The organism is Mesorhizobium sp. WSM1386 (assembly GCF_055901595.1).
In genome coordinates this window covers 363,748-379,588 of sequence record NZ_CM148373.1, presented here as the reverse complement: position 1 = coordinate 379,588, position 15,841 = coordinate 363,748, and the positions used below count along the sequence as shown (strand labels likewise).

Below are 15,841 nucleotides of genomic sequence, written 5' to 3'. Positions count from 1 at the left end.
GGCCGCTAGTTCCCCGCGCTGGCCATGCGCCGTCCCTTGATCGCCTTTTCCAGCCAGCCGATCTCCATTTCGGGAACCGATGACAGCAAAAGATCGGTATAGGCATCGAAGGGTGGCGTCAGCACCGTGCTCTTCGAGCCGTAGCGCACCACTTCGCCGCGATACATCACCGCGATCGAATCGGCGATCGACTTCACCGTCGCGAGATCGTGGGTAATGAACAGGTAGGCGACGTTCTCCTCCTTTTGCAGTTCGAGCAAAAGCTTGAGGATGCCGTTGGCCACCAGCGGGTCGAGCGCCGAGGTCACCTCGTCGCAGATGATCAGCTTGGGCTTGGCTGCGAGCGAGCGGGCGATGCAGACGCGCTGCTTCTGGCCGCCGGAAAGCTCGGCCGGGTAGCGGTCGGCAAAACCCTTGCCCATCTCGATCTTGTCGAGCAGTTCGGTCACGCGGGCGTCGCGCTGCCTGCCGCGCATGCCGAAGTAGAACTCCAGCGGCCGGCCGATGATGGTGCCGACGGTCTGGCGCGGGTTCATCGCCACGTCGGCCATCTGGTAGATCATCTGCAACTGGCGCAGATCCTCCTTCGGCCGGTCGGCGAGCCGGTTGGCCAGCGGCCGCCCGTCGAAGGTCACCGTTCCCTGTTCCGGCGGCAAGAGGCCGGTGATGGCCCGCGCCAGGGTCGACTTGCCGGAGCCGGACTCGCCGACGACGGCCAGCGTCTGACCCGGGTAGATATCGACCGAGACGTTCTTCAACACCTTGACGTGGCCGCCCGCATAGGCGGCGGTGACGTTCTTGACCGACAGGAACGGTGTCGTGCCGGGCTTCTGCTCGGCGTGCTCGATCTCATGCACCGAGACCAGCGCGTTGGTGTATTCCTGGCGCGGCTCCTTGATGATCTGGCGCGTGCCGCCCCATTCGACCAGCCTTCCATGGCGCAGCACCATGATCTCGTCGGAGACCTGGGCGACGACGGCAAGGTCGTGGGTGATGTAGAGCGCCGCCACATGGGTGTCGCGGATGGCGTCCTTGATTGCCGCCAGAACGTCGATCTGCGTCGTCACGTCGAGCGCCGTCGTCGGCTCGTCGAAGACGATCAGGTCGGGCTCGGAACAGAGCGCCATCGCCGTCATCACACGCTGCAGCTGGCCGCCCGAGACCTGGTGCGGGAAGCGCTCGCCGATGGTTTCGGGGTTGGGCAGGCTGAGCTTCTTGAAGAGTGCTATGGCCCGCTTCTCGGCCTCGGCCCGTGTCGCGGTGCCATGCAGCAAGGTGGCTTCCACCACCTGGTCCATCAGCCGGTGCGCCGGGTTGAAGGCTGCCGCCGCCGACTGCGCGACATAGCAGACCTCGCGGCCGCGCAATTTGCGGAACCCTTCCTTGCCGCCCTTCAGGATATCGCGGCCGTTGAGCAAAACCTCGCCGCCGGTGATGCGCACGCCGCCACGGCCGTAGCCCATGGACGACAGGCCGATGGTCGACTTGCCGGCGCCGGATTCGCCGATAAGGCCAAGCACCTTGCCCTTTTCCAGGGTCAGCGAGACATCGTGCACCAGCACGATATTCTTTGGCGCTTCCCCCGGCGGGTACACCGTCGCCTCGATGCGCAAATTGCGGATATCGAGCAGCACGCCTGGCTTTCCCTGTCCGGGCTTCGCTTTGGTATCGGCCATCACCCGCGTCCTCCCTTCAGGCTTGTCGTGCGGTTGAGGATCCAGTCGGCGACAAGGTTGACCGAGATGGCAAGCGCCGCGATCGCGCCTGCCGGGATGAGCGCCGCGGCGATACCGAAGACGATGCCGTCCTTGTTCTCCTTGACCATGCCGCCCCAATCGGCGTCCGGCGGCTGCACGCCAAGGCCGAGGAAGGACAAGGTCGACAGGAACAGCACGGCATAGATGAAGCGCAGGCCGAGTTCCGAGACCAGCGGCGACAGCGCGTTGGGCAGGATCTCGCGGAAGATGATCCAGCCACTGCCTTCGCCGCGCAGCTTGGCGGCTTCGACATAGTCCATGACGTTGATGTCTACGGCGACCGCACGCGACAGGCGGTAGACGCGGGTCGAGTCGAGGATACCCATGACCAGGATCAGCGTCACCAGGTTCGTCGGCAGCACCGAAAGCACGACCAGGCCCATGATCAGCGTCGGGATCGACATCAGGAGATCGACGAGGCGCGACAGGATGGTGTCGAACCAGCCGCCGAATACCGCCGCCGAGAAACCGAGAATGGCGCCGAGCGAGAAGGACAGCGCGGTGGCAAGCACGGCGATGAACAGCGTGATGCGAGCGCCGTAGATCATGCGTGACAACAGATCGCGGCCGAGATTGTCGGTGCCCAGAAAGTGCGCCGCCGACATCGGTTCCCAGACGTCGCCGACGATCTCGGCATTGTCGTGCGGCGAGATCCACGGTGCGAAGATCGCCGCCAGCACGAACAGCGCGGTCAGCACCAGGCCGATCAGGGCGGGAATGGGGATGCGTCTTATGTCGAGCATGCCCGCCCCCTCACTTTGGATGCCTGAGACGCGGATTGGCGACGATCGCCGCAATGTCCGCGATGATGTTGAGGCTGATGTAGACGGCCGCGAAGATCAAGCCGACCGCCTGCACGACAGGCACGTCGCGCTTGGTGACATGGTCGACCAGATACTGCCCCATGCCGGGATAGACGAAGATCACCTCGACCACGACGACGCCGACGATGAGATAGGCGAGGTTGAGCATGACGACGTTGATGATCGGCGCGATGGCGTTCGGAAAGGCGTGTCTGCGGATGACCGCGAAGGCTGAAAGCCCCTTGAGCTCCGCGGTCTCGACATAGGCGGACTGCATGACGTTGAGGATCGCCGCGCGCGTCATGCGCATCATGTGGGCGAGCACGACCAGCGTCAGTGCCGTTGCCGGCAGCGCGATGGCCTGCATGCGTTCGCCAAAGGGCATGCCGTCATAGACGGTCGAGATGGCGGGGAAGATCTGCCATTTCACGGCGAAGAAATAGACCAGGAGATAGCCGATGAAGAACTCGGGGAAGGAGGTCGACGCCAGCGCCAGTCCGGAGATCAGCTTGTCGACCCAGCCATTGCGGTAGCGCACCGCGATCAGGCCGAGGATGATCGCCAGCGGCACCGCGACGACCGCCGCCCAGAAGGCGAGGAACAGCGTGTTCCACAGCCGGCCCTTGATCGAGGTCGCAATATCCTGGCCGCTCGACATGGCGGTGCCCAGATCGCCGGTCAGCACGCCGCCGAGCCAGTGGAAATACCTGACATAGGCCGGGTCGTTCAGCCCGAGCTGCTCACGCAAATTGGCGAGCGACTCCGGTGTCGCCGATTGTCCGAGAATGGCTTGCGCGACGTCGCCGGGCAGAATCTGGGTGCCGGCGAAGATCAGGACCGAAATGGCCAACAAAAGGAGGATGCCCAGCGCAATGCGCTGGGCAATCAGTTTCAGGATGGGTGAAGACATATCCGCAAAGCCGGACTCAGGCCTGCAGCCAGCACTTCGCCAAGGCGTAGCCGTTCATCAGTTCCTGATGCGGATCGTCGACCCAGCCATCGACCTTGGCACCGGTCGCGTCGATGAACTGGTTGAACATCGGCAGGATCAGGCCGCCTTCGTCGCGTACCAGGACAGCCATGTCGTGGTACATCTGCTTGCGCTTGGCCTCGTCGAGTTCGGCGCGAGCCGCCAGCACCATCTTGTCGAAATCCGGGCGCTTGAAACGCGTGTCGTTCCAGTCGGCGGTCGACAGATAGGCGGTCGAATACATCTGGTCCTGCGTCGAGCGCCCGCCCCAGTAGGAAGCGCAGAAGGGCTGCTTGTTCCAGACCTCGTTCCAATAGCCGTCGCCGGGCTCGCGCTTGAGCTCGATCTTGATGCCGGCCTTGGCGGCGCTCTGCTGGAAGAGCTGCGAGGCATCGACCGCGCCCGGGAAGGCGACGTCCGAGGTCCTCAAAAGCACGGCGCCGTCATGGCCCGACTTCTTGTAGTGGAATTTCGCCTTGTCCGGATCGTACTTGCGCTGTTCGATCTCGGTGAACAGCGGGTAGGCGGAGTTGATCGGGAAGTCGTTGCCGAGCGAACCGTAGCCGCGCAGCACCTTGGTCAGCATCTCTTCGCGGTCAATAGCGAGCTTCAGCGCCATGCGCAGGTCGTTGTTGTCGAACGGCGCCGTGTTGCAATGCATGATGAAGACGTAATGGCCCGGGCCGGCGTGGTTGCGGATGGTCACGCCCGGCACGCGCTTGATCAGGTCGACGATCTTCGGCTCGACGCGGTTGATCATGTTGACCTGGCCGCCCTGCAGGGCCGCCGTGCGCGCAGTGGCATCGTTGATGACGATGATCTCGATCTGGTCGGCATGGCCCATCTTGTCGCTCTGCCAGTAATTGGCGAAGCGCTCGCCGCCATGGCGCACGCCGGGCTCGTTGGTGGTGACCTTATAGGGTCCGGCCGAGATCCCGGCGTCGGCCTTGTCCTTGCCGCCATTGGGCTGGACGATCAGGTGATAGTCGCTGAGCAGGTAGGGAAGGTCGGCATTGGCTTCCTTCAGCGTCAGCACCACTTCCTTGCCATTGGCCTTGATGGTCTCGATGCCCTTCATGTAGCCGAGCGCACCGGATTTCGATTTCTCGTCGGAATGGCGCTCGAGCGTCGCGGCCACGTCCTCGGCGGTCACCTTCTTGCCGTTGTGGAATTCGACGCCGTCGCGGATCTTCAGCGTCCACACCTTGGCGTCCTTGGACGAGCCGATCTCCTCGGCGATGCGGTTCTCGAGCTTGCCGTCGGGGGACAACTCGACGATCATTTCGCCCCAGCACTTGCCGAAGGCGAACGGCACCTGGGTCATGAACAGGGCCGGATCGAGACTGTTGGTGGATTCACCGCCGACCAGACCGGCCTTCAACGTGCCGCCCTTGACCGGACCGGCCGCCCGCGCCGCGCTTGAAAGCAGCGAGTTGGCGAAGGGTGCTGCGATGCCGAGCGCTGCCGCCCGGCCGAGAAAATCACGACGGCTCAGCTTGCCTGCTGCAACACGCCGGCTAAGGAATTCGAGTTCATTTGACATTTTGAGTTCCTCACTCTGTTGGTTCGACTCTGTGGTCGATTTTCTTGTTTCTTGTGAGGGGAATAATGACGGCAAGGCAAAGCGGTAAGCAAGACCGAATGCGACATGCCGTGGCGTAAATCGTATGTCGCATTTGGACCAACGGGTTCAGTCCTCAGACCAGCGCGCGCGGAATTTTTTCCTCGAAATTGCGTTCGAAGACGAGGATACCGCCTTCGTAAGCTTCGATTCTGGCGCTGACGACGAAGTTTTGCGCGTCCGATCGCATCTCCGCCCATGTCTCGGTGCGCACCGACCATTCATTTCGCGACAGGGTCTGCGTCCAGTGGGTCTTGCCCGACGCTGACAAGGGATCGTCAGGATGGATCGCCCAGGTCTCGCGGGCGATGCTGCCATTGGCCAGGCCATGGGCAAGATCGCGCACCTCGCCGAAGTCGTCCGCTATGGATAGCGTGACGATTCCGGTCTTTTCGTCGCGATCGACATGACGTTCGGAATTGGCGGGGCGAACCGTCTGGGTGGCCCAGGGCGCGGCGCCTTCCGGCTCGGCGAATGTCACCTCGCTGCCCGTGGCCAGCGGGCGCAAGGGAAGGGCCAGTGTCGCTGCCGACAAGGTGAGTTGAACCGGCTCCGGCGAGGGCCAGATCATTGGCCAATAGGCGTTCGAAACGGCAACGCGCAGGCGGTGGCCGGCCGGAACGCGGTAGGCGCACTGATCGAGCACGACGCGCGCCGAGATGGCCTCGCCCGGCACCAGCGCTTGCGGGAATTCGTGCGAGTCGCGGTGCGTCAGGTTGAGCACGCCATAGGAGATCAGTTCCGACGCGCCGTCCGGATGCACGTCGCACAGGCGAACCGTGATGTTGGCTTGCGGGCGATCGGACGAGAGCGTGACTTGGACTTCCGGTGCGCCGACAATGTCGAACGCCTCGGCGAGTTCCGGTTGGTCGAAACACACCGACAGAGCATCGTCGGGACGCTGGTCACCTGGCAGTTCCGGGCCGAAGGTGAACGGGAAGTACTCGCCGCCAGCGAGACCGCAGCTTTGCGGCGAGGCGACGATGGCAGGTTTTTTGCCCTTGGAGATCAGCTCGATCGCTTGCGTCTTGATGGCGGGCGACGGCCATTGCTGCTCCGCCACCCAGCGGCCCGGCCGCTCGGGATGCCAGCGCGCCGGGCGCACGCTGTCCATCACATAGGCGCGATAGGCCGGGTCGGCCTCGGCACCAGTGTCGGTGCCCTTCAGCCAGTGGTCCCACCAGCGCAGTGCTTCCTGCAGGAAGCCGATGGCCGGCTGAGGTCCGGCATAATGTGGATATTTGTGGATCCATGGGCCGACGATGCCCTTGACCGGTGCCTCGATGTTGCTGACGAGATTGGAGATCGTGTTGCGGTAACCGTCATGCCAGCCGCCGATCGACAGCACCGCTGCCTTGACCGCCGAAAAATTCTCGCAGATGGAGCCGCGTTTCCAATAGGCATCGCGGTGCTGGTGGCTGAGCCAGAGCGGCAAAAGGAAGGACTGGTTCTTCAGCCGGGTCAGCCACAGATCGCGCCACCGGTTGTCGCCTGCAATCAGCGGGTCCGGTGGCCGTGACGAATAGGAGAGCATCGTCGAAGCCCAGCCGAAATTCTCGATCAGCAGGCAGCCGCCCTTGTAGTGGATGTCGTCGGCGTAGCGGTCGACGGTCGAGCACAGGCTGATCACCGCCTTGAGCGCCGGCGGCTGTTTGGCCGCCACCTGCAGGCAGTTGAAGCCGCCCCAGGAAATGCCCATCATGCCGACATTGCCGTTGCACCAAGGTTGAGCTGCCGCCCAGGCGATGACGTCGCAGGCGTCCTGCAATTCCTGCTCGGAATATTCGTCGTCCATCAGCCCTTCGGAATCGCCATTGCCTCGCATGTCGACGCGGATCGAGGCGTAGCCGTGGCCGGCAAAATAGGGATGCGTCAGCTGGTCGCGAAAGATGGTGCCGTCGCGCTTGCGGTAGGGCAGGTGCTCGAGAATGGCAGGCACCGGATCGTCGCCGGCGTCCTCCGGCATCCACACCCGCGCCGACAGCCGGCAGCCATCCGGCATGACGATGCCCATGTCCGGGAATTCGACGACCTTGCGGGGAAATTCGGTGACGGTTTTCATGGCTGCTCTCCAGGATATCAGTGACGCATGAAGCGCGCACATTACGAAGTCGAACGGACGACGGCCTGTGTCGCCGGGACGACGGTTGGCGCGAACATTCAACTTCTATCTTGCGTTATCCCGAGAATTTATGTATTACTTTTATTCACTCCAGTTCGACATACTGAGGATAATTACGCCTGAAAATCGTTTGGGATGAGCCGAAGCGCGTAACGAACCTCAAAAACCGGGGTCTCGATTTTGCCAAACTCGATATCGAGTTTTTTGCGACTTCAACCGTCCTCCCGGCCAAGGCCGGCCGGCTCAAGGCGATTGGCGAATTCGGAGAGATCATTCTCGCCGTTATTTTTAAGCCGCTTGGTTCCGAAGCGATTTCGGTGATCTCGATGCGACGTGCTAGCCGAAAGGAAAGGTCAGTATATGAACAACCCTAAGTCACGTATTCGGCCGCTTACCGATGAGGAGGAAGCGGAAATCCAAAGGCAAATCGCTGCTGATTCCGACGACGCGGAGGCGACTGACGAGCAATTGGCGCGAGCCAAGCCTTTCGCGGAAGCGTTTCCGGAACTTTTCGAAAGCATAAGGCGCGCTCGTGGCCGGCCTCCTGTGGAAAAGCCCAAGCAAGTTGTGTCCATCCGTCTGGATCAGGACGTCGTCAGAAAATTCAAGGCGACTGGCAAGGGCTGGCAGGCCAAGATAAATGAGGTATTGAAAAACGCGAAGGTAAGCTAGGCGATCCCTCTCAATTCAGCGGAATGTCGTTCTCGTCCTTGTTCGCCTGGTAGGCGCCGGAGAGTTCATCGTAACGCGCCGAAATCTTGCCGATGCGCGTTTCCAGCCTCTGGCGCTCGGCCTCCGGCAGCGCCCACACCAGCCTGCGTATGGAGAAACTCTTCCAGTAGGCGTTCTCGGCATTGTAGCCGCCGGGATCGAGGGTGAAGATCTCTTTCAGGATTTTCAGGTCGTGCGGGATGGCAAAGCTGTCGCGCGAATCCTCATGGCTGAACAGGTAGTAGAAATTGTCGAAGCCGGTCCACGTGATTGCCGACAGGCAGAGCGAGCATGGTTCGTGCGTGGCGAGGAAGATGGCGTCGCCAGTGTCGACACGCTCCGCCCTGGGCATCTCGTAAAAACGCTTCAGGCAATGCACCTCGCCGTGCCAGAGCGGGTTTTCTCTCTCGTTGTTGGTCTCGGCCAGCACCAGCGAACGATCGTCCTTCCTCAGGATCGCCGCGCCGAACAGCTTGTTGCCGTGGGCAACGCCTTCCTCCGTCTTCGGCACGATGTCATGCTCGATGACGTCGAGCAGGCGGTCGATCAGCGAAATGTCGGTCATGACGGCTCTCCTGCTGCATGTCGCCCAAAAGTGCCCCGGTTCTGGGGCAACGACATGCGCGAAAAATTAGGGAAGATGGATCTCGTAGGCGTGCGAGAAATGGAATTCCTCGAGATTGGAACCGTCGCCGCCACGGTCGACGATCAGGAAGTCCTGGGCTTCGCCAAGCGGCGTCAGCACGCCATGCCAGAGATTGCGAGAATAGTTGATGCCTTGTCCGGGCGCGGTGATGAAGGCGTGCGGTTCGCCCGGCCCCTGCTTGCCGTCACTGCAGACGACGACCAGGAACGGGCGCGGCGACAGCGGAATGAAGGCCTGGCTGCCGAACGGATGCCGCTCGACCATGGTCAGCTTTAGCGGCAGTTCGTAAGGCGTGCTGTGCACCATCGAGATCAGCACGCGGGCGTTCGGTCCCGTTGCCTCAGCGGTGGCAAGATCGTGGTAACGCTCGGCCTTGCCGCCATTGATCGGGTAGTGGTTGTTGCCGCCCATGTCGATGACGTCGCCGAATTCGGCAAACGCCTCACGCGTCAGCGGCCGCGCGACGATGTGAGCCAAGATGGGGCGGGTCACCGCGTGCGACCACCGATATCGGCACCGCCGAGCTTGGCGTGCCGGTTGACGTCCTTGTAGAGCAGATAGCGGAATTTCCCCGGGCCGCCGGCATAGCAGGCCTGCGGGCAGAATGCGCGCAGCCACATATAGTCGCCGGCCTCGACCTCGACCCAGTCCTGGTTCAGGCGGTAGACCGCCTTGCCTTCGAGCACGTAGAGCCCGTGCTCCATCACATGCGTCTCGGCGAACGGAATGACGGCGCCAGGCTCGAGCGTCACGATGGTCATATGCATGTCGTGGCGCAAATCGGCCGGATCGACGAACCGCGTCGTCGCCCAGCGGCCCTCGGTGCCGGGCATCGGCGTCGGCGCGATCTCCTGTTCGTTGGTGAAGAAGGCTTCCGGTGCTTCGATGCCGTCGACGGCCTCATAGGCCTTGCGGATCCAGTGGAAGCGAACAGCCGCCTTGCCTTCATTGCGAACCGTCCAGCCGCTGGCCGGCGGCAGGAAGGCAAAGCCGCCGGGCCGCAACACATGCTTCTTGCCGGCAAGCAGGACCGTCAACTCGCCCTCGACCACGAACAGGGCGCCCTCGGCGCCGGCATCGGGTTCCGGCCGCTCGCTGCCGCCGCCGGGTGCGACCTCGATAATGTATTGCGAAAACGTCTCGGCAAAGCCGGACAGCGGCCGCGACAGGATCCAGACGCGGGTCTCGTCCCAGAACGGCAAGGCGCTGGTGACGATGTCCTGCATCACCCCCTTGGGGATGACGGCATAGGCCTCGGTGAAGACGGCGCGGCCCGTCAGCAGTTCGGTTTGACCGGAATGGCCGCCATGCGGCGCGTAGTAAGTTCGGTCGGGCATCCTGATCGTATCCATGGGTTCAAACCTATTGCGGTAGCATATCCCTGAGGCGGAGCAGCGCGATGCGCTCGACCTGTTTGCAGGCGGTCTCGAATTCGACGCCGCGGCCGTTGCCGATGCGGGCTTCGAATTCCGCCAGGATTTCCTCCTTGGTCTTTCCCTTCACCGCTATGATGAAGGGGAAGCCGAAAGTGGTGACGTAGGCGGCGTTGAGCTTGGAGAACAATTCGCGCTCCTTGTCGGTCAGCGCGTCGAGTCCAGCGGAGGCCTGTTCCCGGGTCGATTCCGCCGTCAGCCGCCTGGCCTTGGCAAGCTTGCCGGCAAGGTCAGGATGGGCGTTGAGCACGCCGAGCCGCTCGGTCTCGCTGGCCGAGCGGAAGACGCGGCAGAGCGCATTGTGCAGGCCGCCGGCCGTGTCGTGCGCCGGGCCTAGTTCGAGTTCGTAGGCCCGCTCCGCGATCCAGGGCGAATGCTCGAACACGCCGCCGAAGCTGTGAACGAAGGTTTCGAATTCCATTTTCGATGGGCGCAGCGCCGCCGGCTTGTAGGGATGATTTTCCTGCCAGTGCCTGGCTATGTCGATGCGCCGCGCCAGCCAGACCTTGTCGTGCGACTTCACATAGTCGACGAAGCGCTTCAGCGCCGCCACTCGGCCCGGCCGCCCGACGAGCCGGCAATGCAGGCCGATGTTCATCATGCGCGGCCCGCCCGCCTTGCCCTCGGCATAGAGCGTGTCGAAACTGTCTTTGAGGTACGCGAAGAACTGGTCACCCGAGTTGAAGCCTTGCGGCGTGGCGAAGCGCATATCGTTGGCGTCGAGCGTATAGGGGATGATGAGCTGCGTGCCGCCCGCATGCTCGTACCAGTAGGGTAGCTCGTCGTCATAGGTGTCGGAGACGTAGTCGAAGCCGCCCTCTTCGGCGACCAGCCGCACCGTGTTGATCGAGGTGCGGCCCGTATACCAGCCGGTCGGGCGCTGGCCTGTGACCTCGTAATGCAGCTTGATCGCGGCTTCGAGGTCGCGGCGTTCGTCCTCGGCGCTGTGGTCGCGGTAGTCGATCCATCTCAGCCCGTGCGAGGCGATCTCCCAGCCGGCCTCCTGCATGGCCGTCACCTGGTCGGGCGAGCGTGCCAACGCGGTGGCGACGCCGTAGCAGGTCACCGGCACCTGGCTCTCGCTGAACAGGCGCAGCAGCCGCCAGAAACCGGCCCGCGCCCCGTATTCATAGATCGATTCCATGTTCCAGTGGCGCTGGCCCACCCAGGCCGCGGCGCCGACGATTTCCGACAGGAAGGCTTCCGAAGCCTTGTCGCCGTGCAGCACGCAGTTCTCGCCGCCCTCTTCGTAGTTGACGACGAACTGCACCGCGACATGCGCTCCGCCAGGCCATTTCGGATCCGGCGGATTGGCTCCGTAGCCGCGCATGTCTCTTTCGTAACGCATCGTCCCTCCCGCGGGGCACCGCCCGAAGTATCATCAGGATATCGAAAGGGCGCTTCTCGCATTCCCCCGAAAATTTTTGAAAGTGTTTTTGTCGCACTCCGCTCGACCGGGACTTATGCATCGCCTTTAATTGGCGCACAATTCATCACTTGTGTTCGATTGTACCAGCCAGTTCGTTCAACTGGGAAAGGGAGGCGGCCAATGGCAGAGACGTCGAAAGCCGATGGCGGACGCCTGACGACCCATGTTCTCGACACGGCGACCGGCAAGCCGGCGGCGGGCCTGTCGATCGCTCTTTACCGTCTCGACGGTCCCGCCCGCACGCTTCTCAAGACGGTCGCGACCAATGCCGACGGCCGCTGCGATGCGCCGTTGCTTGTCGGCGGCGACTTCCGCATCGGCGAATACGAGCTGATCTTTGCGGCGGGCGACTATCTGCGTGGCCAGGGAACAAAGCTGCCCGAGCCGGCTTTCCTCGACAGGGTGCCGATCCGCTTCGGCATGGCGGAGGCGGTGCACTATCATGTGCCCCTTCTGATCTCGCCCTACGGCTATTCGACCTACAGGGGGAGTTGAGGCATGGCCAAGGTCAACATCCGCAACGAAATCCGTTTCATCCTCAATGGCAGGGATGTCGCGCTGTCTTCGGTGGCACCCGACACGACCTTGCTCGACTGGCTGCGGCTCGACCGCTCGCTGCGCGGCACCAAGGAAGGCTGCGCCGAGGGCGATTGCGGCGCCTGCACCGTGCTCGTCGGCAAGCTCTCGGCCGGCGGACTGGTCTATGAAAGTGTCAACGCCTGCATCCGCTTCCTCGGCTCGCTGGACGGCACCCATGTCGTGACCGTGGAGCATTTGCGCGGCCTGCCCGGCCAACTGCACCCTGTGCAGCAGGCAATGGTCGATTTCCACGGCTCGCAATGCGGCTTCTGCACGCCGGGCTTCATCATGTCGCTCTACGGCCTGTGGATGAGATCATCGGCCCCATCGAACGCGACGATCGAAAAAGCCCTGCAAGGCAACCTTTGCCGCTGCACCGGCTACGAGGCGATCATGCGCGCAGCCCACGCCATCTCCAGCTACGGCAAGGCGGCGAAAGACCCGCTGGCGGCGGAGCGCGAGGCGATCACGGCAAGGCTCGACGCCATGCATGACGGCGCGCGGGTCGAGATCGGCGCCGGCAAGGCAAGACTTGTGGTGCCGGCCAATGTCGATGATTTCGCCGCCATACTGGACAAGGAACCCACGGCCACCATCGTTGCCGGGGCGACCGATGTCGGCCTGTGGGTCACCAAGCACATGCGCGATATCTCGCCGGTGATCTTCATCGGCGGTCTCGATGGGCTTTGCACGATCTCCGAAGACAAGGGCGTCATATCGATCGGCGCCGGCGTCACCTACACCGAAGCCTTCTCGACGCTGTCGAAGCGCATCCCCGCGCTCGGACCATTGTTCGACCGCATCGGTGGCGAACAGGTGCGCAATATGGGCACCATCGGCGGCAACATCGCCAACGGCTCGCCGATCGGCGACACGCCGCCGCCATTGATCGCGCTCGGCGCGCGGCTGACGCTGCGCAGGGGCAAGAAGCGGCGCACGATCCCGTTGCAGGATTTCTTCATTGCTTACGGGAAGCAGGATCGGCAGCCGGGCGAGTTCGTCGAAGCCGTGCACGTTCCTGTCCCCGCCAAGGGGGCGAAATTCGTCGTCTACAAGATCACCAAGCGCCGCGACGAGGACATCACCGCCGCCCTTGGCGCCTTTTCCCTGACTCTGGCCGGGGATGGCACGGTTGCCGATATCCGCATTGCCTATGGCGGCATGGCCGCGACCCCGAAGCGGGCGTCGGCGGTCGAAAGTGCCTTGCGCGGCAAGCCCTGGACCGAAGCGACGGTCGAGGCGGCGATGACTGAGTACGCCAGGGATTTCACGCCGCTCACCGACATGCGCGCGTCAGCCGAATACCGGGCGCTGGCGGCGAAAAACCTGTTGTTGCGCTTCTTTGTCGAAACCACCGGCACCAGGGCACCATTCCAGGTGTCACGCAACGAGGCGGCATGATGAACAAGCACGCCACCGCTAGTCTCAAGGCTGAGAAAATCGTCGGCGGCGTCGCCACCGATCAGCGGCACGATTCCGCCCACAAGCATGTCAGCGGCACGGCGGTCTATATCGACGACATGCCGGAACCGGCCGGCACGCTGCATGGCTGCCTCGGCCTTTCGGCTGTGACCCATGCCACGATCGTCGAGATGGACCTCTCGGCGGTGCGCGCCGCGCCGGGCGTCGTCGATGTGCTGACGGCAAAGGATGTGCCGGGCGAGAACGACATCTCGCCGACTGGCCGCCATGACGAGCCGGTGCTCGCCGACGGCAAGGTCGAGTTCCATGGTCAGCCGATCTTCTGCGTTATTGCCGAGACTCGCGAACAAGCGCGCCGCGCCACCAGGCTGGCCAAGGTCGAATACAAGGCATTGCCCTTCGTCACCGATATCGGCGACCTCGACCCAAGAAAGGACAAGTTGGTCACGCCGCCTCTCACGCTGAGACGCGGCGACGCGGCGGCCGCGATCCGTCAGGCGCCGCGCCGGCTGAAGGGAAAGATGCGCGTCGGCGGCCAGGAGCATTTCTATCTCGAGGGCCATATCGCCATGGCCGTCCCCGGCGAGGACCAGGACGTCACCATCTACTCCTCGACCCAGCATCCGAGTGAAGTCCAGCACATGGTGAGCCATGCGCTCGGGGTGCCGAGCAACGCCATCACGGTGGAAATCCGCCGCATGGGCGGCGGCTTCGGCGGCAAGGAAACACAAGGCAACCAGTTCGCGGCATTGGCCGCGATCGCCGCCAAGAAGCACCATCGCGCGGTGAAAATCCGGCCCGACCGCGACGACGACATGATCGCCACCGGCAAGCGTCACGACTTCCTCGTCGACTACGAAGTCGGCTTCGATGACGAAGGCAACATCCTCGGCGTCGACTTCATGTTCGCGGCGCGCTGCGGCTTTTCGTCGGACCTGTCAGGCCCGGTCACCGACCGCGCGCTGTTCCACTGCGACAACACCTATTTCTGGCCGACGGTGCATGCACAGTCGGCGCCGCTCTACACCAACACCGTGTCGAACACCGCTTTCCGCGGCTTTGGCGGCCCGCAAGGCATGGTCGGTGCCGAACGCGTCATCGACGAGGTCGCCTTCGCGGTCGGCAAGGACCCGCTGGAAATCCGCAAGAAGAATTTCTACGGCACCAGTGATGATAGCGAAGGGGGCCGCAACCTCACGCCCTATCACCAGACGGTCGAGGACAACATCATCCAGCGCATCGTCGGCGAACTGGAGGAAAGCGCCAGCTATGCGCGGCGACGGCGGGAAATTTCGGCCTTCAACGCCAACAGCCGTTTCATCAAGCGCGGCCTGGCGCTGACGCCGGTCAAGTTCGGCATTTCCTTCACCGCCACGCACTACAACCAGGCCGGTGCGTTGGTGCATGTCTACACCGACGGTTCGGTGCATCTGAACCATGGCGGCACCGAGATGGGGCAGGGCCTCTACCTCAAGGTCGCGCAGGTGGTGGCCGAAGAATTCCAGATCGACCTCGACCAGGTGAAGATCACGGCGACCACAACCGGCAAGGTGCCCAACACCTCGGCCACTGCGGCGTCTTCCGGCTCCGATCTCAACGGCATGGCCGCGCAGAACGGTGCGCGTCAGATCAAGGCCCGGCTCATCGATTTCGCCGCCGAAAAGTACCAGGTGCCGCACGACCAGGTGGTTTTCCTGCCCAACCGGGTGCGCGTCGGCAACCAGGAGATCGCCTTCGCCGACCTCGTCAAGCAAGCCTACATGGCGCGCATTCAGCTCTCGGCGGCGGGATTCTACAAGACGCCGAAAATCCACTGGAACCGCGACAAGGGACAGGGTCGCCCCTTCTACTATTTCGCCTACGGGGCCTCCTGCTCGGAAGTCTCGGTCGACACGCTGACCGGCGAATATGTGGTCGAGCGCACCGACATCCTGCACGAAACCGGCCGCTCGCTGAACCGTGCCATCGATCTCGGCCAGATCGAGGGCGGCTTCATCCAGGGCATGGGCTGGCTGACGACGGAAGAACTGTGGTGGGACGACAAGGGACGGCTGCGCACCCATGCGCCGTCGACCTACAAGATCCCGCTGGCGTCAGACCGGCCGAAGATATTCAACGTGACCCTTGCCGACTGGCCCGAGGCGAGCGAGCCGACGATCCACCGCTCCAAGGCGGTTGGCGAGCCGCCCTTCCCGCTCGGCATGTCCGTGCTGCATGCATTGTCGGATGCGGTCGCCAGTGTCGCCGACCACAAGATCTGCCCGCGTCTCGATGCTCCTGCGACGCCGGAACGCGTGCTGATGACGATCGAGCGGCTGAAGAAAGAGGCCAGGGCTGGCGCCTAAGTC

General features: G+C 63.2%; 14 protein-coding genes. 5 read left to right on the top strand and 9 right to left on the bottom strand.

The window, feature by feature from the left end:
* Window positions 1-5: 5 nt before the first annotated feature.
* From AC0NIH_RS01750 to AC0NIH_RS01730, 5 genes are all read right to left on the bottom strand, one after another.
* A complete protein-coding gene (locus AC0NIH_RS01750) occupies window positions 6-1,676 on the bottom strand; it encodes an ABC transporter ATP-binding protein (protein WP_140570630.1) in 1,671 nt (556 codons plus the stop codon).
* Window positions 1,676-2,500: an ABC transporter permease gene (locus AC0NIH_RS01745; protein ID WP_013891607.1), complete on the bottom strand. Its 825-nt coding sequence runs from the start codon at window positions 2,498-2,500 to the stop codon at window positions 1,676-1,678. The genes AC0NIH_RS01750 and AC0NIH_RS01745 overlap by 1 nt, the downstream gene beginning before the upstream one ends.
* Window positions 2,501-2,510: 10 nt before the next feature.
* Window positions 2,511-3,470 carry an ABC transporter permease gene (locus tag AC0NIH_RS01740; protein ID WP_023765585.1) on the bottom strand — a complete coding sequence of 320 codons (960 nt, stop codon included), beginning with the start codon at window positions 3,468-3,470 and terminating at the stop codon, window positions 2,511-2,513.
* A 16-nt stretch (window positions 3,471-3,486) separates the two neighbouring features.
* Complete coding sequence (locus AC0NIH_RS01735; RefSeq protein WP_287272659.1) at window positions 3,487-5,073, bottom strand: ABC transporter substrate-binding protein; 1,587 nt, start codon at window positions 5,071-5,073, stop codon at window positions 3,487-3,489.
* Between the two features lie 154 nt (window positions 5,074-5,227).
* Window positions 5,228-7,213, bottom strand: a complete 1,986-nt coding sequence (locus AC0NIH_RS01730) for a CocE/NonD family hydrolase (RefSeq protein WP_473466080.1) — start codon at window positions 7,211-7,213, stop codon at window positions 5,228-5,230.
* Between the two features lie 179 nt (window positions 7,214-7,392).
* On the opposite strand from AC0NIH_RS01730, the gene AC0NIH_RS01725 reads away from it, so the two are divergent.
* Window positions 7,393-7,647, top strand: coding sequence for a BrnT family toxin (locus AC0NIH_RS01725; RefSeq protein WP_013891603.1), 255 nt, complete (start codon window positions 7,393-7,395; stop codon window positions 7,645-7,647).
* The gene (locus AC0NIH_RS01720; protein WP_013891602.1) at window positions 7,634-7,945 is read left to right on the top strand and encodes a BrnA antitoxin family protein; all 312 of its coding nucleotides are present in this window, start codon (window positions 7,634-7,636) and stop codon (window positions 7,943-7,945) included. The genes AC0NIH_RS01725 and AC0NIH_RS01720 overlap by 14 nt, the downstream gene beginning before the upstream one ends.
* Before the next feature lie 10 nt (window positions 7,946-7,955).
* Here AC0NIH_RS01720 and AC0NIH_RS01715 read toward each other — a convergent pair whose 3' ends face one another.
* The 4 genes from AC0NIH_RS01715 to puuE all read right to left on the bottom strand — a co-directional run bounded on the left by AC0NIH_RS01715 (window position 7,956) and on the right by puuE (window position 11,411).
* Window positions 7,956-8,549 (bottom strand): nucleoside deaminase, encoded by a 594-nt coding sequence (locus AC0NIH_RS01715; protein ID WP_352703299.1) that lies wholly within the window; start codon window positions 8,547-8,549, stop codon window positions 7,956-7,958.
* Window positions 8,550-8,615: 66 nt separating this feature from the next.
* The gene (locus AC0NIH_RS01710) at window positions 8,616-9,107 is read right to left on the bottom strand and encodes an ureidoglycolate lyase (RefSeq protein WP_473466321.1); all 492 of its coding nucleotides are present in this window, start codon (window positions 9,105-9,107) and stop codon (window positions 8,616-8,618) included.
* A gap of 11 nt (window positions 9,108-9,118) precedes the next feature.
* Entirely contained in the window at window positions 9,119-9,982 is an 864-nt protein-coding gene (locus tag AC0NIH_RS01705; RefSeq protein ID WP_473466083.1) for a bifunctional allantoicase/(S)-ureidoglycine aminohydrolase, read from the bottom strand.
* Between the two features lie 10 nt (window positions 9,983-9,992).
* Window positions 9,993-11,411, bottom strand: coding sequence for an allantoinase PuuE (gene puuE, locus AC0NIH_RS01700; protein ID WP_473466086.1), 1,419 nt, complete (start codon window positions 11,409-11,411; stop codon window positions 9,993-9,995).
* Window positions 11,412-11,612: 201 nt separating this feature from the next.
* Between puuE and uraH the strand changes: the two genes are divergently transcribed.
* From uraH to xdhB, 3 genes are read left to right on the top strand one after another with little or no spacing between them, the layout of a single operon-like run.
* Window positions 11,613-11,987 (top strand): hydroxyisourate hydrolase, encoded by a 375-nt coding sequence (gene uraH / locus AC0NIH_RS01695; protein WP_473466088.1) that lies wholly within the window; start codon window positions 11,613-11,615, stop codon window positions 11,985-11,987.
* Window positions 11,988-11,990: 3 nt separating this feature from the next.
* A complete protein-coding gene (xdhA, locus tag AC0NIH_RS01690) occupies window positions 11,991-13,472 on the top strand; it encodes a xanthine dehydrogenase small subunit (protein ID WP_473466091.1) in 1,482 nt (493 codons plus the stop codon).
* A complete protein-coding gene (gene xdhB / locus AC0NIH_RS01685; protein WP_473466324.1) occupies window positions 13,472-15,838 on the top strand; it encodes a xanthine dehydrogenase molybdopterin binding subunit in 2,367 nt (788 codons plus the stop codon). Before xdhA ends, xdhB begins: the two co-directional genes overlap by 1 nt.
* Window positions 15,839-15,841: the final 3 nt, after the last annotated feature.

Bases quoted from the DNA above. Each gene is read 5' to 3' on its own strand.
- uraH (WP_473466088.1), top strand. From the start codon at position 11,613: ATGGCAGAGACGTCGAAAGCCGATGGCGGACGCCTGACGACCCATGTT.
- AC0NIH_RS01750 (WP_140570630.1), bottom strand. From the start codon at position 1,676: ATGGCCGATACCAAAGCGAAGCCCGGACAGGGAAAGCCAGGCGTGCTG.
- AC0NIH_RS01740 (WP_023765585.1), bottom strand. From the start codon at position 3,470: ATGTCTTCACCCATCCTGAAACTGATTGCCCAGCGCATTGCGCTGGGC.
- AC0NIH_RS01745 (WP_013891607.1), bottom strand. From the start codon at position 2,500: ATGCTCGACATAAGACGCATCCCCATTCCCGCCCTGATCGGCCTGGTG.
- puuE (WP_473466086.1), bottom strand. From the start codon at position 11,411: ATGCGTTACGAAAGAGACATGCGCGGCTACGGAGCCAATCCGCCGGAT.
- AC0NIH_RS01720 (WP_013891602.1), top strand. From the start codon at position 7,634: ATGAACAACCCTAAGTCACGTATTCGGCCGCTTACCGATGAGGAGGAA.
- xdhB (WP_473466324.1), top strand. From the start codon at position 13,472: ATGAACAAGCACGCCACCGCTAGTCTCAAGGCTGAGAAAATCGTCGGC.
- AC0NIH_RS01730 (WP_473466080.1), bottom strand. From the start codon at position 7,213: ATGAAAACCGTCACCGAATTTCCCCGCAAGGTCGTCGAATTCCCGGAC.
- AC0NIH_RS01705 (WP_473466083.1), bottom strand. From the start codon at position 9,982: ATGGATACGATCAGGATGCCCGACCGAACTTACTACGCGCCGCATGGC.
- AC0NIH_RS01715 (WP_352703299.1), bottom strand. From the start codon at position 8,549: ATGACCGACATTTCGCTGATCGACCGCCTGCTCGACGTCATCGAGCAT.
- xdhA (WP_473466091.1), top strand. From the start codon at position 11,991: ATGGCCAAGGTCAACATCCGCAACGAAATCCGTTTCATCCTCAATGGC.
- AC0NIH_RS01735 (WP_287272659.1), bottom strand. From the start codon at position 5,073: ATGTCAAATGAACTCGAATTCCTTAGCCGGCGTGTTGCAGCAGGCAAG.